Source organism: Bradyrhizobium sp. WSM1417, assembly GCF_000515415.1.
Lineage (GTDB): Bacteria > Pseudomonadota > Alphaproteobacteria > Rhizobiales > Xanthobacteraceae > Bradyrhizobium.
In genome coordinates, this window is record NZ_KI911783.1 from 2,014,314 (window position 1) to 2,037,068 (window position 22,755).

14 protein-coding genes are annotated in these 22,755 nt (G+C 64.0%); 10 read left to right on the forward strand and 4 right to left on the reverse strand.

The features are described from left to right. Positions 1-39 precede the first annotated feature (39 nt). From BRA1417_RS0109705 to BRA1417_RS41680, 3 genes are read right to left on the reverse strand one after another with little or no spacing between them, the layout of a single operon-like run. Positions 40-570 carry a hypothetical protein gene (locus tag BRA1417_RS0109705; protein ID WP_198034806.1) on the reverse strand — a complete coding sequence of 177 codons (531 nt, stop codon included), beginning with the start codon at positions 568-570 and terminating at the stop codon, positions 40-42. A gap of 1 nt (position 571) precedes the next feature. Further along, entirely contained in the window at positions 572-1,102 is a 531-nt protein-coding gene (locus BRA1417_RS0109710) for a hypothetical protein (RefSeq protein ID WP_027515657.1), read from the reverse strand. Between the two features lies 1 nt (position 1,103). Then, positions 1,104-1,646 carry a hypothetical protein gene (locus tag BRA1417_RS41680; protein ID WP_051448296.1) on the reverse strand — a complete coding sequence of 181 codons (543 nt, stop codon included), beginning with the start codon at positions 1,644-1,646 and terminating at the stop codon, positions 1,104-1,106. Positions 1,647-1,840: 194 nt separating this feature from the next. Here BRA1417_RS41680 and BRA1417_RS0109720 point away from each other — a divergent pair, with 194 nt between their 5' ends. The 10 genes from BRA1417_RS0109720 (at position 1,841) to BRA1417_RS0109765 (ending at position 21,245) form a co-directional block, all read left to right on the forward strand. Next, complete coding sequence (locus BRA1417_RS0109720; RefSeq protein ID WP_027515658.1) at positions 1,841-2,041, forward strand: hypothetical protein; 201 nt, start codon at positions 1,841-1,843, stop codon at positions 2,039-2,041. A 68-nt stretch (positions 2,042-2,109) separates the two neighbouring features. Beyond that, on the forward strand, positions 2,110-3,525 hold the full coding sequence (locus BRA1417_RS44695; protein ID WP_027515659.1) for a Wadjet anti-phage system protein JetA family protein: 1,416 nt from the start codon (positions 2,110-2,112) through the stop codon (positions 3,523-3,525). Then, on the forward strand, positions 3,515-4,156 hold the full coding sequence (locus BRA1417_RS0109730) for a DUF4194 domain-containing protein (protein WP_027515660.1): 642 nt from the start codon (positions 3,515-3,517) through the stop codon (positions 4,154-4,156). The genes BRA1417_RS44695 and BRA1417_RS0109730 overlap by 11 nt, the downstream gene beginning before the upstream one ends. Next, a complete protein-coding gene (locus BRA1417_RS0109735; RefSeq protein ID WP_027515661.1) occupies positions 4,153-7,653 on the forward strand; it encodes an SbcC/MukB-like Walker B domain-containing protein in 3,501 nt (1,166 codons plus the stop codon). The genes BRA1417_RS0109730 and BRA1417_RS0109735 overlap by 4 nt, the downstream gene beginning before the upstream one ends. After that, complete coding sequence (locus BRA1417_RS0109740; RefSeq protein WP_027515662.1) at positions 7,650-8,849, forward strand: Wadjet anti-phage system protein JetD domain-containing protein; 1,200 nt, start codon at positions 7,650-7,652, stop codon at positions 8,847-8,849. Before BRA1417_RS0109735 ends, BRA1417_RS0109740 begins: the two co-directional genes overlap by 4 nt. A gap of 270 nt (positions 8,850-9,119) precedes the next feature. Continuing rightward, positions 9,120-11,477, forward strand: coding sequence for a TerB N-terminal domain-containing protein (locus tag BRA1417_RS0109745; RefSeq protein WP_245286169.1), 2,358 nt, complete (start codon positions 9,120-9,122; stop codon positions 11,475-11,477). Beyond that, entirely contained in the window at positions 11,474-12,808 is a 1,335-nt protein-coding gene (locus BRA1417_RS0109750; RefSeq protein WP_027515664.1) for an ATP-binding protein, read from the forward strand. Before BRA1417_RS0109745 ends, BRA1417_RS0109750 begins: the two co-directional genes overlap by 4 nt. Beyond that, a complete protein-coding gene (locus tag BRA1417_RS0109755) occupies positions 12,777-15,014 on the forward strand; it encodes a DEAD/DEAH box helicase (RefSeq protein ID WP_027515665.1) in 2,238 nt (745 codons plus the stop codon). The genes BRA1417_RS0109750 and BRA1417_RS0109755 overlap by 32 nt, the downstream gene beginning before the upstream one ends. A gap of 343 nt (positions 15,015-15,357) precedes the next feature. Beyond that, complete coding sequence (locus BRA1417_RS0109760) at positions 15,358-17,916, forward strand: PD-(D/E)XK nuclease family protein (RefSeq protein ID WP_245286345.1); 2,559 nt, start codon at positions 15,358-15,360, stop codon at positions 17,914-17,916. Beyond that, positions 17,913-21,245 (forward strand): exodeoxyribonuclease V subunit beta, encoded by a 3,333-nt coding sequence (locus BRA1417_RS0109765; protein WP_027515667.1) that lies wholly within the window; start codon positions 17,913-17,915, stop codon positions 21,243-21,245. The genes BRA1417_RS0109760 and BRA1417_RS0109765 overlap by 4 nt, the downstream gene beginning before the upstream one ends. A gap of 82 nt (positions 21,246-21,327) precedes the next feature. Here the strand turns inward: BRA1417_RS0109765 and BRA1417_RS0109770 are convergent, their stop codons facing one another. Next, on the reverse strand, positions 21,328-22,755 hold the full coding sequence (locus BRA1417_RS0109770; RefSeq protein WP_027515668.1) for a DUF2235 domain-containing protein: 1,428 nt from the start codon (positions 22,753-22,755) through the stop codon (positions 21,328-21,330).

A 22,755-nucleotide genomic window follows, 5' to 3' on the forward strand; every position in this document is an offset into this window, starting at 1 on the left:
GCGGGATCTCACCAGGGTGGATGGACCGAGACGGCCATGTCAGTCCTCCTTCCGTGAGGGCGGCGGCACCTCGCTCAGGGTGTCGGTGGTGCGGTCGTAGCGCGCGAAGTACATCTCGGCCTGGCCGCGCCACCGCCTGAACCGGCGCACGTTCTCGAACCCAACCCCGAAACGGGGCGGGACTGGCTCGCCGGCGGCGTCTTCGGTGCAGCGGGTTTCGAGCCAACCCTTGTTGTTGTGCAGGCGGCCGTCGCGGCCGCAGATCTCGCAGGTGCAGGCGGACCGGGCCACGGCGAGATCGACGGCATGGTCGATCCTTGACTCGGTGTCTTCGGAAGCCTCGCCGTCCCAGGCGATCCTCAGGATGCCCATCTTCTGCTTGATGAGGGCGAATTCGAAGGTCTCGCCATCGCGCAGCGCGACTTCGATCCGGTCGCAGAGCCGCACCAGGATGTCCTGCCATCCGTGTCCGCAGAGGGGATAGCCGAACGAGAGGATGGGCTCGTCGGCCATCATCACGAAGAGGCGCCGGTACCGCAGCATAAGGTCATGACCCCAATCCATGGTCATCTCAGTTCTCCTCGATGGGCAGCGTGGAGGAACCGGCGTCGATAAAGACGTCGTTCTCGCGATCGTAGCGGCACACCGCACGGATCGGTGGATTCGGCGGCTGCACGACACGCACCAGATGAAGGCGATTGTTGGCGCGCGCCTCGATCAGGGGGCGTCCCTCGGCATGCGCCTCGCAGCGGACCATCACGTTTTTGGATTCGTGATACTTTTCGCCTTCGGCGCCGCAGACCTCGCACGTGCAGCTGCTGCGCGCCTCGGCGAGCGCCTCGGCCTCCTCGATCCGTGCCCTGGTACTTGCCGAGACTTCGCCCGCCCAATCGATACGCAGCAGACCGAATTTCTGGAGCATGCCGACGAACCGGAAGGTCTCGCCGTCCTGCAGCGCCATCTCGATCCGGACGCACAGCCGCTCGACGAGGTCGCACCAGCCCTCGCGAACGTCGAGATGTCCGAAGGAGAGCTTCGGCTCGTCTTGCGGGAAGAGGCGCGGATGCCGCTGCAGGAGGTCGTAACCCAAATTCGTCGCCATCTCACTCTTCCTCTGGGCGTGCAGCGAATGGATCGACATCGACGAAGCTGTCGCTCGCGCGGTCGTAGCGGCGACGGAGCGTCTGCCGGCGGCGTCCGACAATGCGCTGCATGACGTGGATGTCATCGCCCGGCTGGGCTTCCATTGCCCGGTGCCCCTCGGCGTGCAGCTCGCAACGCGTGGTCAGCCAGGCTCCGCCCCGGAGGCGACCTTCCTCGCCGCAGACCTCGCAGGTCACCGCGCTGCGCGCCTCGGCGAGCGAGATGGCGTCTTCGACCCGGGCGGCCGCCTCCGGAGAGAGCTTGCCGTCCCAGTAGACCCGCAGCGTCCCGTACTTTTCCTTGATCTGGCTAAGCGTGAGGGTGCCGCCGGCGGCCTGGACCGCGGTCCGGATCCGGACGCACATCCGGTCGAGCAGGTCGCACCAGCCGGCACCGCACTCGGGCGAGCCCTGGGCAGCGCCCGGGAAGTCGGCGGGCGGTTGGAACAGGTCGCGGTGGCGCTCGATGAGCTCGACCCTCCAATTTCCGACGACGCCCGACATGACTCACCTCAACGCCTGCAGTGAACAAAACAAGAACATTCAAAGCAGGAAGATTGGCCCGAGTCAAGCGCTTAGCCTCCGCTTCTTATATAAGAAGCGATCTAGTTCTTATATAAGAAGAAATCGACCCGGGCTGGTGCGGGCCGAGCCGCCGCATTATGGTTAAGCGAATCTTATCGCGCGGCGGACGGGTGATGATCGGGAAGAAGAAGGCGGCGAAAAAGGGAAAGCGAACCCCGATCGGGGAGAGGGTTCAATTCCTGATGATGATGCATCCGGACGTGATCGCAGACATCAAGCAGGTGGGGATCGATGAGCACCGGGCCGCCTGGGACGTCATGGAGCAGGCGGCGAGGGAATTCTTGAGGCGGAGAAAAGCGAAGAGAACGCCCTGAAACTCCTCTATTTTTCCTTGCGGTTGCGCAGTCGCCGCGGTTCAATTCGCCGGCTGAGGGGCCGATAGATGAAGCTGTTTGGTTACCTTCCAGAGACCGTTTTCAAGCCCTTGTCAGGGCCGAAGAAGCACGTCTATGCCCGGCTTCTGATGCGGCTGTACGAGCGCGTCTACTCGGCTCGCATCCTCGAAACCCCGCTCAAGGAAGAGGTCGTCAGGCAGATCGAGATCGGGCTTTCGGAGTTCGGCATCGGATCGATGGGCGACCTTTCCGAGGGCGATCCGGACGAAGATCAGACCACGAGCCAGGCTCACTACCTCGCCTACTATCGATTGCGCGATACCGGTTGGCTTACGGACGAGACCGAGAAGTGGCGCACCTACGTCGACATGAACCCGGACGCGTTCATGGTCCTGGGTGCGATCACCGACTTCGGCAATAGCCGGGTGCGGGTCGCCAGCGCCGTGGTCGACGTCAAGAACAACCTTGAGGCCGCGAACCGCGAGCCGGAGACGATGGCCCAGGGGCTGGCCAACGCGCACGACACCGCGTCGCGGTTCGCCCGCAGCATGCGCCGCATCCTGGCCGGCATGCGCGAGATCGAGGACCGAATTCTGGGCAATCCGAACGCGGCGGCCATCCTCCGTACGTTCTTCCAGGACTTCGTCGACGGGCTGCTGATCGCCGACTACAAGCAGCTCAAGACGTCCAACAACCCCTACCGTCATCGCCGCACCATCGCATCGCTCGCGGGCGACATGCTCGCCGACCCCCAGTGTCTCGGAAAGATCGCGCGCGCCTACATCGAGCAGGGCGTCATGGCCCCCGGCGCGTCCGTCGCGACGGCCGAGGAACGCGTCGTCGCGGAGCTCGAGAAGATCAAGAGCGTGTTCGAAGACGTGGGCCCCTTCATGGACAAGATCGAGGATTTCAGGGACCGCCTCGAACGCCGCATCCGCACGACCGTCCACTACATGGACGTCATGGGAGAGGGGGCGGCCGAGCGGATCGTCCGGTTGGTCGAGCAGATCTCGAAGGTCCGCAGCGACGATGTCGAGATCCGCCTGAGGTCGCCGGACGTCGGTCTGCCGATCACATCGCTCGCGCTGTACACTCCCGCACCCCCGAAGGCTCCGCCCCAGCGGACGCGCTTCAAGCTGCCGAAAGAGGATCCCTATTTGCGCGCCTATGTCCAGGCCACGACGGAATTCGACCGGATGGTCCGCGTGACGGACCAGAAGCTGCTCGAGTTCGCGCGGCGGCAGATGCAGGGGCGCGACCGGGTCTCGTCCGAGGAGATCGAGATCGGAAGCATTCCGGACCTCTTCGCCTACAGGGCCATCCCGAGCTTGGCGGCGATTGGCCGCTCCGTGCGGTTGGGGGAATTTACGATCACGCTCGAGGAGGGGCGCAGCGCAAACGATTGGATCGACGTGACCGCCTTCCGGATCGAAAGAACGAGGACCACGGCCGATGCTGCGTGATCTTTCCAAATTGATCGATGACGAGGATTCCGAAGGTGGTGACGGCGACCGGCTGCAGAAGGAGCTGCGTCAGGCCGCGCAATCGCTCTGGCGCGCTCAGTTCATCTACGAGAACGACTGGGGCATGAAGACCTCTTACGAGGTGCTCCGCCGGTACATGGGATACTTCGAGAATCTGTTCGATGCGCTCGGTTATCGGGTCGTGGGGAGGCCGAACGACGGCTACGTGGGGTTGGTGGCGAACGAACTACCTCCCCGTCAGAGCATGAAACTCGACGAGAGTCTGCTGCTGCTGGTGTTGCGGCTCCACTACGAGGAGGCGTTTACGCGGTTCGAGGCCAAGGAATTCGGCGAGGTGGAGGTCGAGAGCGAGCAGATCCTGCAGATCTACGAGGACAGGACCCATCGCGAGCGACCGAATTTCGGGCGGGTCAAGGAAATCCTGGCCGGCTTTAGGCAGCGCGGTCTCGTCAGGATCGAGGATCGGGACGACAGGAACTTCACCCTGTTCCTGCGCCCCGCGTTGCCGATCGTGGTCTCCAAGGACACGCTCGGCTCCCTCGAGGAGTTCGTGTCGCGCTCGACCGCTGCAGCCGCAAAGACCGATGCGGCGAGCGAGGTGCAGCCGTGATCGAGCTCCGCCGTATCATCATGGTCGATTGGTACCTGTTCCGGGCGCAGCAGGTCGACATGCTCGGCATGACGGCGATCATCGGTCCGAATGGAGCGGGGAAATCGGCGATCATCGACGCCGTGCAGACCGTATTGTCCGGTGCGAGCATGGCCAGCATCCGCTTCAACCCGAGCGCCCAAAGCAACGTCAGGAGCAAGCGGACCCTGCGCGACTATTGCCTCGGCGTGGTCTCGCTCGACGAGAAGGGCGAGCGGTCGGAGCCGACGCGCCAGCACGCCTACACGTACATAATCCTGGTCTTCGAGGATCTGGACGACGGCTCGGCGGTGAGCCTGGGCGTCGCGTTTTCCGCCTCGGCATCGCGAAGCGAGGAGGTCTGCGAAGCGCGGTTCATCGCCAAGGGGGCGCTGACGAAGGGCGACATCCTCGCGGCCGTCGGCGAGGACGAGGTCGAGACGCTGCAGTGGCACGCGGTGCGCAACGCATTGCGTGCCCGGAATATCGAAGTCGACGACGCCTTCTCAAGCGCGACCGACTTCGTGGCGGAATCGCTCAGGGCCCTATCGCCGGCGGGATTCCCGCTCGACCCGAGGCGCTTCCAGAAGGCGTTCCGGAACGCCCTGCTGCTGAAGCCCGTGGATAATCCCACGGACTTCGTACGGAACTACGTTCTCGATGTTCAGCCGCTCCAGGTCGACAGGCTTCGGCGCGGCATCGAACACTGGCGTTCGCTGACCCGTCGCATTGAGGAATTGAGGGCACAGAGCGCGAGCCTCGCCGGGATCCTCCGCATCGTCGGTCGCGCCGTCGAAAACGAGCGGGTTATCGCAACGACCGGCTGGCAGATCGCTCGCTTGGAATGGGAGAAGTTTCGACGGGAGGCTAGGAGGCAGGAAGAGGTCATCGCGCAACTCCGGAAGGCCGCGAGCAGAGTCGAGGTCGACGCGGTAGCGGCCGCAGCCAGACACGCCACCCTTGACGTTGAACACAAGACCGTCGAACTCTCGATCAGGACCAGCGACGGTGAGCAGCTTGCCCAGATGTACGAGTCGGACAAGACCGCAACCCTGAGCCAGCGCGCCAACTCGATGGCTCCCGTCAAGGAGATCGAGGGTCTCATCGCTTCGATCAGGAAGGCCGTCGATCTCAATCTGTTGGTTCGCCGCGACGATTTCTTGCACGCGCTGCTGAGTGCAGTGGCCGTTGCGAGGGGAAGGGCTCCGTTATCCGAGTGGGACAAGCCGCTTCCGGAGAACTGGAAGGATAGTGCTTCCCATCTGGACGCGGCTCTTGCGGCTGTCGACCAGGCGCGCCTCGAGGCGGCGCGAAAGACGTTTTCCGACGCGCATTTTCACGCGCGAGTGGCGACCAAGGCTCTGCAGGATCGCATCGAACTGATCGATAGTAACCTGAAGCGGATGGATCAAGGGTTAAGCCCGATCGAAGGCGGAACTCGGGACCTCATCAGGCAACTCGGCTCACACGGTATCGAGGCAACACCGCTGTGCGAGTTGGTCGAGATTCGCGACGACAAATGGCGGATGGCAGCTGAGGCCTTTCTCGGTCGCTCCCGGGAAGCATTGATCGTCGAGCCCACAAGGGCGGTGCGTGCGTTAGAGATATTCCGAGAGGGTGGAGAGCATTCCTTCAGGGATGCAGAGGTTATCAACACGACCAAGACCGACAACACCAGGCCGGCTGAAAAGGGCTCGCTCGCACAGATCATCAGTACGGAAAACCGTCACGCCAGAGCCTTCCTCAACTATCGGATTGGCCGTCTGATGATGGTCGAAACCATGGATAGGATGGCCGCCGCCGAGAACGCCATCACGCCAGATCTCATGGTACAGGGAGGTCGGACGGTCCGGCGCTTGCAGAAGCCTCAGTACCTCAAGCTCGGGCGCGCAACGCAGGAGCAGATGCGTCAACAGCTTCAGGCCGAACGGCAGCAGTTGCTCCAGCAGCTTGCGGAATCGGCGGGAGATGTCCGACGCTCGGAGGACGAAGCGCGCTTGTTCGAGGCCATGTTCGGGCAGTTTCAGGCGATCCGCGGCGCCGGCCTGACCTGCTCCGGATGCGGCGAGGAGCTGGCTGCTTTCGATCGCAAACTGGCGGAGATCGGGAAAAATATCGAAGACGCCAAGCGGAATCGCGATCCCAAGCTCGTCGCCGATCTGGAGCGCCTCGCCGCCGAGGTTAAGACGGCAAACCGGCTCAAGACCGAGACACAGGATGCGTCGACCCGAGCCCACAGCGCGAGAGATCGGGCCGAAGGCGCGTATGAAGACTACATGAGGAAGAATCGTGAAGTCCTGGCAGGGGCACGTCGCGCCCGCGCGCGCCAGTTGCTGGACGAATTCCCGCAATCGAGGGACATGGGCGACTATCGGTCGAAGGTGGCCGAAATGGCCACTGAGTCCGTGTCGGACCGCATCGCCGGGCTGACGGCGGACCGGGAAAACCGTTCTACCAACCGGCGCTCCACTCTGATGCGCGAAATGACCGGTGCGATGAACAAGCACGGTCAGGAATTCCATGTCGTGCCGCCGTTCACCGCCGAGGAGGCAACGCCGTCGGCTGTCGAGCACTGGGCGACCGCGGAAAAGGAGCGCCTCGATGCGCACGAGCTGGTTCAGTACGAGGAGCAGTGCCGGAACGCCGCGACCGAGATGACCTCGGCCTTCCGGGACGATCTATTGCATCGGCTGGATGACGCCTTCATGGGCATCAAGAACACCCTGAACGAACTCAACCGCCACCTGAAGGATCGTCAGTTTCACGGGCGAGACTACTACTCGTTCAAGGCGCTCGAGGCCCCGACCCATGTCGACATGATCGAGCTGGTCGAGGAGTCCAGAAAGCCCGAGTTCAATCTGCCTCTCTTCGGTGATCGCAGCGGCGACGCGAACTCTCCCATGATGCGAGCGGTCCGCCAGATCGAGGAGATCTTATCCAATCCGGAGGCGCGGACCGAGGACATCGAGGACCCGCGCAAGTATTTCAATTTCGAGCTCTACATTCAGGACGCCCAGGGCAAAATCCGCTCGTCGCTGACGAGCCGCGCGGGAACGGGGTCCGGCGGTGAAGGGCAGCTACCCTTCTACATCGCGATCGGGGCGTCGCTGGCCGCCACCTACCAGAACCGGCGCACGGGCGAGAGCGGACTTTCGCTCGCCATCTTCGACGAGGCCTTCAACCGTCTGGACACCAGGGCCATCGGTCAGTGCTCGCAATTCATGCGGGATCTCGGACTCCAGGTCATGCTGGCCACCCCCGACGAAAAGCGGCACGTCTTCATGGAAGTGGTCGATACGGTGGTGAACGTGAACCGCCTGGGCAACCAGGTGATGATCGATACCGAATTGCTCACCGAGAAGGCTCGAGACGCCATCGTCGCTGCCGACCCGTATCGCAAGGGCTTCGACGTATTCAAATCCGAGCTGATTGCTGCCGGAACGGCTCCCGCCATGCCGCAGGACCAGGCGGCTGAATGACCGAGGTTCGGACAGCGGATGCCGGGGTCGAATTTCTCGAACGCCTGCTGGAGCGGAGCGAGCGCAACCCCGACCGTTCGCGGCCGGCTTCCGCGGCTCCGGATTACGACCGGCTATCGACCGCACAGCAGGTGAGCCGGTTTCACGAGCTGATGGCTGCCGCGGAGAGGTTCGGTGCCGTCGAGGTGCAGCGGGGCAGGAGGGACCGCGGCCACCTGATCGAGCGGGTCCGCGTCCGCGACCTTGAGCTTCTTGCCAGACACCTCGGACGTCCGACTGCGGCGGCCACAGCGCAGCGCGTCAGGCAGGAGTTGCTACCGGTGGCGACCGCCGGAGAGCCGTGGGTCGCCACCGTGTTGGACGAGATGGCGGCAAGATGGGCGCGGGGCGAGGCCGTCCATCGCCTGACGGCCGGCCAAGCCGACGCCGCCAAGGAGTTCCTGACACTCTTGGCGTCCCTCTCTCGGCAGGAGGCCAGAGGACTGGACGCGCGAACTTTCAGTAAAAAGGCGACGAACGACACGAAGGCCTTCGATCGGCACGCTTCGCGGCTCGCGGCCGTTCTCGGTGTCCGGATCGGACAGCCTGGCGCTGGGGCCGACGTGGTCTGGACGCACATCGGGTTGGAGCGATTCAGCCATCCTGTTCATCTGAAGGGGCCCGTAGCGGTAGACGGAAGCGGCGGCCGCCTGGTCGATGGCCGGGCCAAGCCGTTCGCCTCTATCCACCCGGAGATGCTCCCGCAGCTGTCGCTGTTGGACCGTCCGACGGCGATCCTGACGATCGAGAACTATGCCAGCTTCAACCGCCAAGTCCGCGAGATCAAGGACGGGAGCCTCGTCGTCTACACCGGCGGTTTCCCTGCAGCAGGGGTCGTGGAGCTTCTGGCGAAGGTTCTAGTCACCGCTCCGGCCGAGGTGCCCTTCTTGCACTGGGGCGACGTGGACGCCGGCGGCGTGCGAATCTTCAGGTATCTGGAGGAAAACCTCCCGCGCGGGCCGCGACCGCACCTGATGACTAAGGATTTGGCTGAAGAATCCGGGCAGCCGGCCGAAGCGGATCCGAGCTTGAGTTCGATTGCTAGGTCGGACAGCGCGGTTCGAGAGCTGGCGGACTGGTTGGCTTTCGGATCGGAGGTGCGCCACCTGGAGCAGGAGGCGCTCGAGCCTCGATCCGCCGTGCCCGCCACGATCTAGACCTAGGTCGAGCTTGAGCAAACCTAGGTGATATGGTTCGGGGACAGGAATGATAAGAACACGTAGACCGTCCGAGCCTAAATCTCCACGAAGTCAAAGCCATACTAGCTTTCGGCATCGCGAAATACGTGGAAACGATAAGGGATATTCTCGATTGAGCTTGCGAGGATCGGCAACTCCGTGGGACGGTCTTATTGTATCGGCGGCCATTGCCGCATGCATTGATTACGAAACGAAGCGATGGGGCGACGTAGCAATAATTCGGCAGGGATGGGCATACTCATCGTTCTGGGCCTCGCCTTTTGGGCCCTGAGCGCCGCGTACCATTTCATTCAACAAAATGCGGCCGCCATCGCCGTCGGCGCCATCGTATTCGGGCTCGTGCTGCTGATCTGGTCGATCTTTTCGCGCGCAGGATCGAAAGGCGCGGCCCCGCCCTCGCTTCCCCGAAACATGTCGGTCACCGCCGCCGTTGCGCAAGGAAACCAGTCTAAGCGAGTCCTTGCCCGGTGGATCGCGCCTTCAGAAGCCGTGGCCGTGCAGGGGGCGCAGATCTCGGGAGGCTTGTTCTACCTGGGAGACTTCTTGCGACTGCCGGACGGTCGCTCGACTGACCAGTGCGTCATCAATCCGAAGCTCTCGGCGAGTGCGGTTCGGCCGGACGTCGAGGGCGCCTCGATGCCATACTGGCCGTCCTATGCCGGCATCACTCCCGCTGCACGCCGCGCCTTTCTGAACTGGATGGCCGAAGGACGCAGCGGCCGTGCCTATGGCGTCGGGCACGTGTTCCTTTTCTTCTATGCTCTGGAGCACCGCGCCTTCGTCGACACGGATCCTACGTCATTGCCTGCTCTGATCCAGGAAGTGGAGCGGCTGCTGACGGTCTATGGAGATAACAACTCGTTCCGCGGCTACGCCAGCCGGTTTTTGAGTTGCGCCAGGATAGCGGCGGGCATCCCGGTCTTGCCGCCTAAACCTTCACCCGAACGAACATTTTCCTCCGAACCGGATGTCGCGATCCGACTTTGCCTCGGATTGGCGCTGCAGCGGGACGGGGCACTCGGTCCTGATGATGCCTTGCTGTGGGTGCTCGCACTTCCGGACGTCTATCTCCGAACGCCCGCAGTCCGGTGTTTCGAGGAATTCGAACGGCTCTTTCGCCATCGGTTCAGCGAGCGCTACCCTAACGGCCTGGCGCTTCGAGCGACCGGCAACATCCGCCTCAACTACAAGTCCGCAAGCGGCGCCTTCGAGGTGTCGATACCTGGTGGCCACGAACGATATCCGGACATCTGCCAAGCCTCAGGAAGGGCACCGGCCGATCTCAAAACGATCGTGCAGGAGTGCACGGACGAACTCGACAGTTTCAGTCGTTTCGTGGGCCGCCGTCCGGAAGCTCGGGAGTCCATGCAGGCCGCGCTCTTGCTTCCGGAGCCACTACAACGAGATCCCGCCGACGGCCGCATTCATCTCTTCGGCCAGAAGATGCATCGCGCGATGGGCGAGCACAAACGCGCCAGCACGAAGATGCGCAACATGCTGGAGGCCGCGGGCTTAGACATGCCGGCGAACGGCAAAGTCACGCCAGCTCTTGCTGATCAACTCGGCTCGGTTCTGGACTGCATCGACATCGCAATCGAACCGGATCGCCGCTATGGGAGCGGCGTCCCTCAACTCGACGACCAGGTCATCATCTTCAAGGCGGATGGCGGGGGGAAGGTCGATCCCGATCGATCGAGCTACAGAGCGGTCAAGGTTCAGGTCGAGGTGGCCGTGTTGGCTGCGGCGGCCGACGGCGACGCCTCTAGCGACGAGATGAAGCGTGTGATCGCGGGTGTCCGAGAGGCCGCTGACCTCACTCCGATCGAGCAGGCCCGGCTGATCGCCTACGCCGTGACCGTGTTCAACAGTCCGCCCAAGCAGGACCGGGTGATGCGCAAGCTGGGGGAACGAAGCCCAGAGGAACGCACGATCATCGCGGAGGCCGCGCTCGCTATCATCGCCGGCAACGACAGCGTCGATCCGAGCGAAGTGCGCTTTCTGGAGCGCCTTCACAAGGCGCTCGGGCTTCCGAAGGAGCGGGTCTATTCCGCCCTGCATCGGGCAAGTCCGCCTCAGGCAGCCGACGAACCCGTCGCCATCTCCCAAGAGGTCCGCACCGCGGGTATCCCCATCCCGGACTCGGAGAAGGCGCCTACTCCAGTTGCGGCGGTCAAGCCGGTGGCGGAGACGGCACCGGCTTCGACTATCCGCATAGATGCTGTCCGTCTTGCGCGTACCCAACGCGAGACTCAAACCGTCGCCGCGCTCTTGGCCAACATCTTCGAGGAAGACGCCCCGTCTCCGGCCGAACCCGCGCCCGTGGCCCCAGAGACGATCGGCTCGTTTGCCGGGCTCGACGCCGGGCATGCCGAGCTGCTCGAACTCCTCGAGATCAAGGGATCCTTGCCGCGAGCGGAATTCGACCAGCGCGCGAAGGACCTCAAACTGTTGCCGGACGGCGCCCTCGAACGGATCAACGACTGGGCCTTCGATCGGTTCGAGGAGGCGATCATCGAGGACGGCGAGGACGTCGTCATGGTAGAGCATCTGCGCGAAAGGCTCGCTCAATTGAGAGAAGCGGCATGAATCCTTCTACTCCACGGCCCGTCAGAGCCAAGGACCGAGACACTATCATCCAGGCGCTCGCCGCAGGCGTGGTGCCGCGCATGGGCCTGTCACACATTCAGGTCGGCCGAGCGGCCGAGATCACGGCCCTGGTCCGCGACATCGATCGGATCTCGGATGGCGGTGCCGGCGTTCGATTCGTCATTGGAGAATACGGTGCCGGCAAGACGTTCTTCGCCAACCTGATCCGGCTCATAGCCTTGGAGCGGAAGTGCGTCACGGTCCACGCCGATCTCGCGCCGGACCGACGCATCCACGCGAGCGGCGGCCAGGCCCGGGCCTTGTACTCGGAAGCCATCCGCAACATGGCCACTCGTACGAAGCCTGACGGCGGTGCGTTGGCCGCCGTGATTGAGCGGTTGGTGACGGACTCCGTCAAGGAAGCCGCCGATCGGAAGCTTCCCGTCGAGAACGTCATCGAGCAGAAGCTTGCCCCCATTCAGGAGTTCGTCGGCGGGTACGATTTCGCGGTCGTGCTGAAGGCTTACTGGCGCGGCAGCGAGAATTCGGACGAGATGCTGAAGACGTCTGCCCTGAGGTGGCTACGCGGCGAATTCTCGACGAAAACGGAAGCCCGCCAGGCGCTTGGGGTCCGGTCGATCATCGACGACGATAACGTCTACGACTCGCTGAAGTCGCTGGCCTGTCTGACGCGGTTGGCCGGTTACGCCGGCTTGGTCGTGATGTTCGACGAGATGGTCAACATCTACAAACTGCAGAACTCCCAGGCTCGCAATCAGAACTTCGAGGAGATACTTCGCATCGTCAACGACGCCCTGCAGGGCAACACGACCGGGATCGGCTTCGTGATGTGCGGGACGCCGGAATTCCTCCTCGACACGCGGCGCGGCCTGTACAGCTACGAAGCGCTGCAATCGCGCCTGTCCGAGAACCGTTTCGCGGCCAACGGCCTCGTTGACTACAGCGGTCCGGTCATCCGGCTTCAGAGCCTCACGCCGGAGGATCTTGTCGTTCTCCTGTCCAACATCCGGAATGTCTTTGCTGGCGGAGATCCTACGAAGTTCCTGGTGCCCGACGATGCCCTGACGGCGTTCATGGATCACTGCAATCGCCGCATCGGGGAGGCGTACTTCAGGACGCCGCGCACAACGGTCCGCGCATTCGTCCAGATGCTCGCCGTTCTCGAGCAGAACCCGGGCGCCCGCTGGCAGGACCTGATCGGGGGCATTCAGATCGTCCCCGACGCGCCAGATATGGCGGCTCCGGACGAGACGACCCAGTCCGCGGGAGGGGAGGGCGATGAGCTCACCAGTCTCCGCATCGGCAGCTGACGGCGCGTACGATCGGCTCCATCCGAAGATCCGGCGCTGGATACGCGACCAGGGCTGGGATGAGCTTCGCGAGATCCAGGCGCGCGCAATCGGCGCCATTCTCGACGGCACCGGCGATGTCGTGATCGCTGCAGCGACCGCCGCCGGCAAAACCGAGGCGGCGATCCTGCCCATCCTGACGCTGACCGCCGACAGAAAGGCTGCCGGATTCTCCGCAATCTACGTCAGTCCACTGAAGGCATTGATCAACGATCAATTTCGGCGGTTGGACGAACTCTGCGAGGCGATGGAGATTCCTGTCGTCAAGTGGCATGGGGACGCGCCCCAGGCCGAGAAGAGGAAGGCTATCGCGAAGCCTTCCGGCGTCGCGCTGATAACTCCCGAGTCGATCGAAGCCATGCTGACGCGACGCCCTGGCGACGCGGTGCGCCTCTTCGGATCGGCCGAGTTCATTGTGGTGGACGAAGTGCACGCCTTTTTGCAGGGCCCTCGCGGGCTCCACGTGGCCAGTCTCTTGAAGCGCATCGACGCGATGGCTCGGAAGCCGGCGCGCAGGGTCGGACTGTCGGCTACGATCGGCGATATGAGCCAAGCGATGGCCTGGCTCCGGCCGTCTGACCCCGGCAACGTCGACCTTTTGGTGGCGAAGACCGATGCGCCGGAGTTGAGGCTCCAGATACGCGGCTACATAGAGCCGCCCGATCTGGACGACCCGGATCATGCCGAAGGGGCCAGCCATGACGCTGAAGCCCCCAAGCGGATCGCACTGGACGCGATTTGCGACCACCTGTTCGAGAACTTGCGCGGTACGAACAATCTCGTTTTTGGCGGCTCCCGCCGGACGGTGGAGTCGGCCGCTGACCGCCTTCGGCGTCGATGCGAAAAGGCGGGGGTCCCGAACGAGTTCTATCCCCATCACGGCAGTCTCTCGAAGGTTCTCCGAGAGGATCTGGAAATTCGGCTGAAGGACGGCGGCCTGCCGACGACGGCGGTCTGCACGTCGACGCTTGAACTCGGCGTGGATATCGGCTCCGTCAAGTCTGTCGCCCAGATCGGCGCGCCCCGATCCCTCTCGTCTCTTCGGCAACGTCTGGGGCGGACGGGGCGGCGGCGCGGAACCCCATCGATTCTCCGCGTCTATGTCCGCGAGCCCTACGTCGACACCAAGTCCGGGACCCTCGACCAGTTGCGGCCGAATACCATCCGGTCGGTGGCGGTCGTGCGCTTGCTGCTGGCCGGGTTCGTGGAGCCTGCCGGGCCAAGCCCAGAAACGGCTTCCACACTGATCCATCAGATGCTGTCCGTGATCGCCGAACGCGGCGGCATCCGCCCGAAGCCGCTGTTCGACCTTCTATGCGGACCGGGGCCGTTCGGGTCGATCGATACGGCTGACTTCGCGCAATTGCTGCGTCATCTTGGGTCGTCGGAAGTTCGACTGATCGAGCAGGCACCGGACGGCATCCTCATGCTCGGACCTGAGGGAGAGAAGATCGTGCAATCGCGCGATTTCTTCGCCGTATTCGAGAGCTCGGACGAGTGGCGCCTCACGGCGAGCGGCCGTACGCTCGGAACTCTCCCCATATCCTTCCCGGTTCACAAGGACAGCCTGGTCGTCTTCGCCGGCCAACGATGGGTCGTCCTGGACGTCGACGAGGCCGGGAAGGTCCTATCGGTGGCCCCGCATCCCGGAGGCATGGTGCCGAGGTTCGAGCCTTCCAGCGGCGAGCCCGCCCACGACCGGCTGCTGGCCGAGATGAGGGCGGTCTACCTCGACAACGACATTCCGGAATACCTGGACAAGGCAGCCCAGGTGCTGCTGGCCGAAGGCCGCGACACCTTCAGGGGGCTCGATCTCGAGAGGCGAGCCATCGTCCAGGAACAGCGCGATCTTCACATGTTCGTCTGGAGGGGGTCGCAGACGACCGCCGTCTTCAGCGCGGTGTTGGGGATGGCAGGCTTGGAATGTGGTGTCCACGATCTGGGGGTGACCGTGCCCAAGACGACGGCAGCACAGATGATGCCGATCCTGGAAAAGCTCGGCTCGATCTCGGCGCTCGAACCTCTGGACGTCGCGGCATTCGTGAAGAACGTGCGCGCGGGAAAGTTTCAGGATTTCGTCCCGGAGGCGCTCGCGCAGAAGCAATGGGCCCTTCAGAACGGACAGTTCGTCGGTACGGCTACCGCCATTGCCAAATCCTTGCGCTGACCAGTCGCGCACCTGGATTCGAATTCGACGCTGACCCGAAATATCCCCTGCAGAATCGAAGTCGGATCTCGATCGGCACGGTTGTACCTGCCTGTCGTCGAAACTCGTGGAGACGAACGCCTTTTGAGGCGAATGAAGTTGCCGCGCGAGTTCACCCGTGAAACTATCCCGCGCTTTTCAAGGATTCAGCTGCGCAAGTTAACGGTCAACCCGAGGCGCACAAACGGCGGGGGCTTTTCGTCGGCAGATGCAAGTGCGCAGAACGGTGGTCGTTCATACGATTCTCGCGGGTCACATGATCCGGGTACATGCGGCCCGCCGCAACGAAGTCGGCGTGCAGGTGATGACCATGGGCCAGCTTGCCGCGAGACTCGCCGGCGGCCTTCTTCAACCTGTCGATCTCAACGTCCTCACGGGAGCAATCAGCGACGCGCTTCCGGAAGTCGAGATGGGCGAACTCGAGCCGATTAAGGGCCTGCCAGGAATGCCGGCGGCCGTCAGCGCCACGTTCGACAAGGCATGGCGCGCCGGAATTGATCTATCGAAGGTCGGCCATCCGCGGACCGACGCATTGGCCTCGCTGGAGCAGGCGGTGGTCCAGCGCCTGCCGGCATCGATGAAGCGTCCGCGCGATCTGGTGGAGATGGCCCTGCTGCGGATCGGGCATGCGCCGTCCGTGATCGGTCCTCTGGAAATCCAGGGCCACAGCGAGATGTCGCCGTGCTGGCGGCCGCTTCTGATCGCGCTCGCAGAGACCATTCCGGTTTCGTGGAATGCCGGCCCGAGGCATGTTCCGGACTGGCTGAAGGGCACGAAAGTCGAGGTGGTGAGGGCGCCGGCGACCGAGCCGCAGCCGCAGGTGTTCTCATGCGCAAATCAGCTTCATGAGGTCGGTGAGGCTTTCCGCTGGACGAGGGCGCTGCTGGCCAAGGGTGTACCGGCATCCGATATCGCCATCGTGGCGGCCAGCCCGGGCGACTACGACGATCACGTGTTCTCAACCGCGCGCGACGCCAATTCTCCTATCCATTTCGTGCATGGCGTGAAGGCTCTCACTACCGCTGATGGCCAGGCTGCCGCAGCTCTTGCCGAGGTGCTGACGAAGGGGCTGTCTCAGGAACGGGTGCGCCGCCTGCTGTCTCTGCTGCAGAGAGGGCCGTTGCGCGATTTGTCGGTGCGGTGGATGCGACTTCTTCCCGCCGACGCTCCGCTGACCTCGGCCGAGCGGTGGGAGAGAGTGTTGAGCCAGGCGGACGACGCCGACTGGCCGGATGGCAAGAACCGGACTGCTGACGTGATGGAGGTGATCCGCTTGCTGGACCGGAGCCTCGAGGCGGCGGAGCTGGCGGGCGAAACCTTGCTGGGCGGGGTTCAACGGTCCCTTTGGCGCCGGGCCCTACGGGACGGGCCGGCGCAGGCCTTACCGGTCACCTTGACCGGGTTGCGCATCGAAGACGGCATCGAGCCCGCCGCGAACGTGATCTGGACGTCGGCCATCGCGCTTGCCTCTTCGCCACGACCGCACGTCTGGCTGCTGGGGCTGAATGCCGGCCGATGGCCCCGGCGTATCTCCGAGGACCGACTCATTCCGGATCACGTGCTTCCGATCGAGCAGCTCGATCCTCTGCCGGTTGCGGACGGCGACAAGCGGGATATCACGACCATCGTGAGCACGGCGCAAAGCGTCGCGATTTCATTCAGCCGGCGGGATGCGGAAGGCCGCATGCTCGGGCGCTCACCGCTGATCTCCGATATTCCTAATCCGGAAATCTACCTCGACCGTGCCGGCACGCCCCAGCATGCCTTTAGCGAATCCGACCGTCTTCTGGCCCGTCCCTCCGAGTTCTCGAGCCTGCCGATCGCGGTCTCCGGACTGGCATGCTGGCGCGACTGGCACCGCAACGAGATCACGACGCACGACGGCTTGATCGCGCCGGCGCATGCGCGGCTGATCAAATTGCTCGAGCGGCCCCTGTCGGCGACCTCGCTGAAGATCCTTCTGCGGGATCCGATCCGCTTCGTCTGGCGCTATGGTCTGGGGTGGAAGGCTCCCGAGGACGCGGACGAGCCTCTGACCTTGGATCCGAGCGCGTTCGGGACGTTCGTCCATGCTGTGCTCCGCGATGCCGTGGAGCAGTTGGAGGGCGACGGAGGGCTCGCCGGCGCCGACCATGGACGGATCGAAGCCGCGCTTGCCGATGCACGCGAGCGCGCTGTCGCCCTGTGGGAGAATGTCCAACCGGTGCCGCCGGACGTGATCTGGCGCAGCACCACAGCGCGCGGGCATGCGCTTGCGGCCGCCGTGCTGGCATGCGGCCTGGAACCGCTGCGCGAGCAGAAGACCTGGTGCGAAATACCATTCGGTAAGGCCGACCCGAAGGACAATGGTCGCGATCTGCCCTGGTCGCTGGGCGCGTCGGTCGAGATTCCCGGGACCGGTCTGTTGATCGAAGGACAGATCGACCGGCTCGATCTTGCAGGGGACAGGTCAGGGGCACGCGTCATCGACTACAAGACCGGGAAGATCGGCAAGAAGATGGACGAGGTGGTGATCAAGGGCGGCGCTGAGCTGCAGCGGTGCCTCTATGCGTTCGCCGTCAAGACGCTGCTCGGCGGCGGCATCGCGATCGAAGCTTCGCTTCTCTATCCGAACGCACCCGAGGGCGATCAGGCGCTGTTTCCGCTCGCGGACCTTGACGGGGCGCTGGCAAAAGTGTCGTCGGCGGCGGTTGCCTCGCGTAACGCGCTGCTCGCCGGCATGGCGCCTCCGGGCGAAGACGCCGAAAGCGACTACAACGATCACGCCTTCGCGCTACCGGCCAGCGCCGGATATCTGCCGCGCAAGCTGCCTGTCGCGCTGACCGCGCTAGGTCCGGCCGCTGCGGTGTGGGAGCAGCCATGAAGATCCCGGATCTCGCGGCACGGCTGACTGCGCTGACGGCCATCGACCGAACGCTCCTGGTCGAGGCAGGTGCCGGATCCGGCAAGACGTCGGTGATGGCCGGCCGTGTCGCCGTGCTGTTCGCAAGCGGCGTCGCCCCGAAGCACGTCGCGGCGATCACGTTCACCGAATTCGCCGCGAGCGAACTCCGCCTTCGGATCGAGAAGTTCACGATGGAGCTGTCCAGGGGCGAGGTGCCCCGCGATCTGGCCCAAGCGTTTCCGAAGGGGGTTCCGGAGAAGGAGAAGGCAAATGTTTATCGCGCCTACCAGTCCTTCGACCAACTCACCTGCAGCACCATCCATGGGTTTGCGCAGGCGCTGATAAAGCCCTATCCGGCCGAGGCGGGAATCGATCCCGGGGCCGACATCGTCGATCCCTCCGAGGCGGACCTGGCCTTCAAGGAACGGTACGATTCCTGGCTGAAGGAGCGGCTTTCGGGCGATGTCGCCGACGGCTTGGTCGCTCAGATCATCCTCGCAAGCGAGTCCGCCGGACTGGGGCTCGTTGAGGAGGTCGCCCAATTCCTGCGCAAGAACCGTGACGCCCGCTGTGTGCCGGCCGCATGGTCCCCTCGTACCATGGCGGACTTCGCAGAGGCGGTGGAGCAATTCGAAGCTGAGCTTGGTGGTTATGCCTACCGCGAAGAGAACACGGCGCTCAGATGTCGGGCGATGCGGGTTCTCGCCGATATTCTCAGCGGCCATGGTCTGGCTGAGTCCGCGCCGAGCAACGCCGCCTTGATCGCTGCGCTCGACGTTGAACGCGACGAGAGCTGCTTTACCCAGGCGGGCGGGCGAAGAGCGCTGCAGACCAAGACGAAGTGGCAAGACGCCGCAGCCAAGGCGGGCCAGTCGAAGCCCGCGGGAGTGGCGGCATTCGACGCGATCCAGCCGCGGTATCAGGCTTGTCACGACGCCTTGGAGGCGTTGCTCGGCGCCGTCGCCGGCGAACTGCTGTCGCGGCTGTGCGAAGAGGCACGGAGCCTTCTGGAGGAATGGCGCGACTACAAGAGGGGTGCGGCGCTCCTGGATTTCGACGATCTGCTGCACAACGCGCGCGACCTGCTGCGCGACCATGGCGCAGTGAGGCAGGCGCTGTCGCAGCGTTTCCGGCACGTCATGGTCGACGAATTCCAGGACACCGATCCGCTGCAGACGGAGATCCTGTGGCTGATCTGCGGAGATGATTGCGTGGGAGGCGGTGCCTTGGCACGTCCGCTTCGCCCCGGCAGCCTCTTCATGGTTGGTGATCCCAAACAGGCGATCTATCGTTTCCGTGGCGCCGACGTAAACGCCTACATCGCTGCACGGTCGGCCGTTGATGCTCGCTCGCAGATCAAGATCACCGCAAACTTCCGCTCGGTCGAGCCGATCCTCGCCTTCGTCAATGCGCGATTCGAGGCGGTGCTATCGGCGGCCGGGCAGCCCGGGTTCTCCGAATTATCCCCGATCCATTCCGCGATCGCAGACAAACCCGGCGTGCGCGCACTCGACGTCGTGGTCGAAGGCGAAAAACCCAAGGCCGCCGCGATCCGCGACGCCGAGGCGGGCGTGGTCGCCGACTTGTGCGACAGGTTGGTCGGCAATCTGGAGGTCCGCGATCAACACACGGGAGAGATGAGGCCGTGTCGGTTCGGCGACATTGCCCTGTTGGCGCCCGTCGGCACCGAGCTCTGGCGCTTCGAGGAGGCGCTGGAAGATCTCGCAATCCCGGTCTCGACCCAGGCAGGCAAGGGTTTCTTTCGGCGGCAGGAGATCCAGGATCTGATCGGGCTGACCCGCACTCTCGCCGATCCCCGCGACACGCTCGCCTTCGGCGCGGTGCTGCGTGGACCGCTGGTCGGGCTCTCCGAAACCGAACTGCTTGACATCTCGGAAGCGCTACCGGCCGACCCGGCACGGCAAGGGCTGCCGATGCTCACGATCCGGACCGATCCGGCGAGCGTGGCCCACGTCCTCGCCAAGGACGTTCTGACGAAGCTATCGTCGCTGCGCAAGCGGGTGCGTACCACGACGCCCTACGCGCTCCTCGCCGACGCGGTCGCGGCCCTCCATGTCCGCGCGCAGATACGGCAGCGGTTCAAGGCCGGTGCCGAACGGGCAGTCGCCAACGTCGATCTCTTCCTCGACATGGCGCGGGCCTATGACGTCCGCGGTCTGCGGGCCTTTGCGAGCGACATGCGCGCGAACTGGGAGGAGGCGGTCCGCCAGGTCGAGGGCCGGCCCGACGCCGAGCAGGAAGCGGTCTCGCTGATCACCGTTCATGCGGCCAAAGGCCTCGAATGGCCGGTCGTCATCCCGATCAACATGACCGGCGCGCCTAAGGCCGACTCGGGCCTGGTGCAGGATCGCTCGAAACATCTGTTTTCGATTCCGATCTTCGGCGCCTGCCCGACCGGCCATGCCGATATCGAGGCTCGCGCGGAAGAGGAGCAGCGGCGCGAGCGCGTACGCCTGTGGTACGTGGCCGCGACCCGGGCCCGCGACCTGCTGATCCTGCCCAGGCACTCCGCCGACCTGTCGGACAAGTGCTGGGCGAAGCTCGTCGATTTGGGCCTCGCTGGTCTTCCGGCGATGAACCCGAAGGATGTCGGCACCGCGAAGGACAGGAACGTCGCGCCGCGAGAGAACGGGCAGACCCGCGAGACCTTCGCTGCCGAGGCGACCGCTATCTTCGACGCGCGGAAGACCGTAGTCTGGCGTCGCCCAAGCCGGAGCGAACTCGATCAGGTGGACGAGCCGGAAGCGAAGATCGAAACTGGCGACATTCCAGAAACCGGCACTATGGAGCCTGCTGCCGTTCTCGGCAGTTCGACCCGCGGCACCATCCTCCACAAGCTGATGGAGCAGGTGCTGACCGGAGAAGCCTCCGACGCGAGGACGGACCTTGAAACGCGGGCTGCGGAATTGATCAGGCAGATGGGGCAGGAACCGGCGGCGGATCCGAAGTTCGGCATCAGCGCCGTCGAACTCGCCGCCACGGTGCTGCGGACGCTCGCTCTTCCAGACGTTCTGACGTTGCGACCGCGACTCGTCCCCGAGCTCCCGCTGTTCGGAAGCCAGACCCACGAAGGCAGCGAGGTCCTGCTCTCCGGACAGGTTGACGCCATCGCGTTCGACGACGCCGGCGCCATCGACGCCGTCGTCGATTGGAAGAGCGACGTGGATCCGGACGCCTCGAGCATTGGTCACTACAGGCAGCAGATCGCGGACTATCGGAAGCAGACCAAGGCCAAGCGGGCACTGCTGGTCTTCATGACCACCGGGCAGGTCGTCGAACCCGATTAAGCAACCAGGGTTGCTGAAGCTGAGGCGCTTCGAAGCGACGCCAGAGATTAGTCGCGGCTGAGAACTGATCTCGAAGGCAGGCTTAGCCGGGCGGTTGGTCCCCGACGTAAAATTGCTTCGTTTTTAGGTGCGAAGCCAAATTCTTCGGCCTATAGGCACCCCGTTCGTAGTAATGCTGCACGCCGTCCTTCGCGGCGAAGCGCTCAAGCACCGTCGGATGAAGGACGGCTTCGCTCTGCACTTCACGTAAACCTTCGGTCCACTTGATGCGCCCCCGCAAGTGACCAGGTTCGCGCTCGTCGTGCTGCGGACCAAGGGGGTCCGGATTCAGGTTCAGGTATCTATCATCTACCTTGATCCCGAAGCCGTTCGGGGTTGTCCCGTCCGGAAGGTTCTTGGCCGCATGCGCCATCCAACCCAGCGAGATGTCGGAGAGGCGGGCTTCGTTTTCCGGATAGCTACCTCCGACATCGGAATGGTTGCCGGCAAACCAGACCTGCTGCAGCCAATCCGGATATTCCTCGGGACGCTCCGGACCCTTGTTGTGCGAACCGCCCCAAGGAACCCGCGCGAAGTCAGCCCGGTTTTCGTCGATGGACATGGCGTGGCGCGCGTACCACACAGCATTGTTCAGGTGCAGGTCATAGAATTTCATCTTCGGCGAGGCGAGGTGCAATGTCTGCCAAAACGTATAGCCGGGGAGGTCTACGGCGGACTTCACGTGCGTGGCGACGTAGCCTATTCCCGCGGCAACTGCCGCGAGCCCGGCCGCCCATAGGAAGGTCGGCAGGAACGGGAACAGGAAAAATGACTGTGCAAAGCTTAAGGCGGCGATGACGCCGGCGGCGCCAGCTACCAGAGCGGCGGAGAGGACGTAGCTGCCGAGCGATGCGACCGTGTCGAACACCCCGACGAAGAACGGAACGGCATTGGCAGCGCCGGCGGCGTCGCTGCCATATTGCTGGCGAAAGTGCGTTGCCAGCGCCTCGCGTTGAGGCAGGTACTCAGCGTCTTTCGGCGAACTGACGTGCTGGTACACCTTCTTTACGGCCTCGCGTGCGATGCGGGTGGTCGTGCCGACATCGCGCCGCAACGGTGAGCCGTCGGACATCGTCGTCGGTACGCCGCACTGGCCAAGCACGGCGGCAAGACAGCGGACTGTGTAGGCGCCTCGGCTGAACCCGAAGAGAAAGATCCGGTCGCCCGGCTCCCACATCCGGATGATGGCGGCATAGCAGTCGATGATGTTGGTGGTGATGCCGAGGCCGGTCGCCTGGCTGGCCACATTGTGCAGCCAGCGGTAGGCGCGCGTGACGAATAGCGCGCCGCCCGGCGGTTGGGAGCCGAGGCCGGCGTCGTAAAAGGCGAGCTGTTCCCGCGGGTCGATCGCTGTGTCGGGGCCACAGCGCGTCGCCCGATACAGCTTGTAGACATTGGAGCGGTTCTCGTCCGGACGCAGGCCGCCGGCCTGGCCGGTGCCGTCGGAGAAGATCAGGATGTTCTTGGGCAT

What these genes read in the sequence shown, in the direction of transcription:
- BRA1417_RS0109705 (WP_198034806.1), bottom strand. Translation starts at nt 570, where the DNA reads ATGACCATGGATTGGGGTCATGACCTTATGCTGCGGTACCGGCGCCTC.
- BRA1417_RS0109710 (WP_027515657.1), bottom strand. Translation starts at nt 1,102, where the DNA reads ATGGCGACGAATTTGGGTTACGACCTCCTGCAGCGGCATCCGCGCCTC.
- BRA1417_RS41680 (WP_051448296.1), bottom strand. Translation starts at nt 1,646, where the DNA reads ATGTCGGGCGTCGTCGGAAATTGGAGGGTCGAGCTCATCGAGCGCCAC.
- BRA1417_RS0109720 (WP_027515658.1), top strand. Translation starts at nt 1,841, where the DNA reads ATGATCGGGAAGAAGAAGGCGGCGAAAAAGGGAAAGCGAACCCCGATC.
- BRA1417_RS44695 (WP_027515659.1), top strand. Translation starts at nt 2,110, where the DNA reads ATGAAGCTGTTTGGTTACCTTCCAGAGACCGTTTTCAAGCCCTTGTCA.
- BRA1417_RS0109730 (WP_027515660.1), top strand. Translation starts at nt 3,515, where the DNA reads ATGCTGCGTGATCTTTCCAAATTGATCGATGACGAGGATTCCGAAGGT.
- BRA1417_RS0109740 (WP_027515662.1), top strand. Translation starts at nt 7,650, where the DNA reads ATGACCGAGGTTCGGACAGCGGATGCCGGGGTCGAATTTCTCGAACGC.
- BRA1417_RS0109745 (WP_245286169.1), top strand. Translation starts at nt 9,120, where the DNA reads ATGGGCATACTCATCGTTCTGGGCCTCGCCTTTTGGGCCCTGAGCGCC.
- BRA1417_RS0109750 (WP_027515664.1), top strand. Translation starts at nt 11,474, where the DNA reads ATGAATCCTTCTACTCCACGGCCCGTCAGAGCCAAGGACCGAGACACT.
- BRA1417_RS0109755 (WP_027515665.1), top strand. Translation starts at nt 12,777, where the DNA reads ATGAGCTCACCAGTCTCCGCATCGGCAGCTGACGGCGCGTACGATCGG.
- BRA1417_RS0109760 (WP_245286345.1), top strand. Translation starts at nt 15,358, where the DNA reads ATGACCATGGGCCAGCTTGCCGCGAGACTCGCCGGCGGCCTTCTTCAA.
- BRA1417_RS0109765 (WP_027515667.1), top strand. Translation starts at nt 17,913, where the DNA reads ATGAAGATCCCGGATCTCGCGGCACGGCTGACTGCGCTGACGGCCATC.
- BRA1417_RS0109770 (WP_027515668.1), bottom strand. Translation starts at nt 22,755, where the DNA reads ATGCCCAAGAACATCCTGATCTTCTCCGACGGCACCGGCCAGGCCGGC.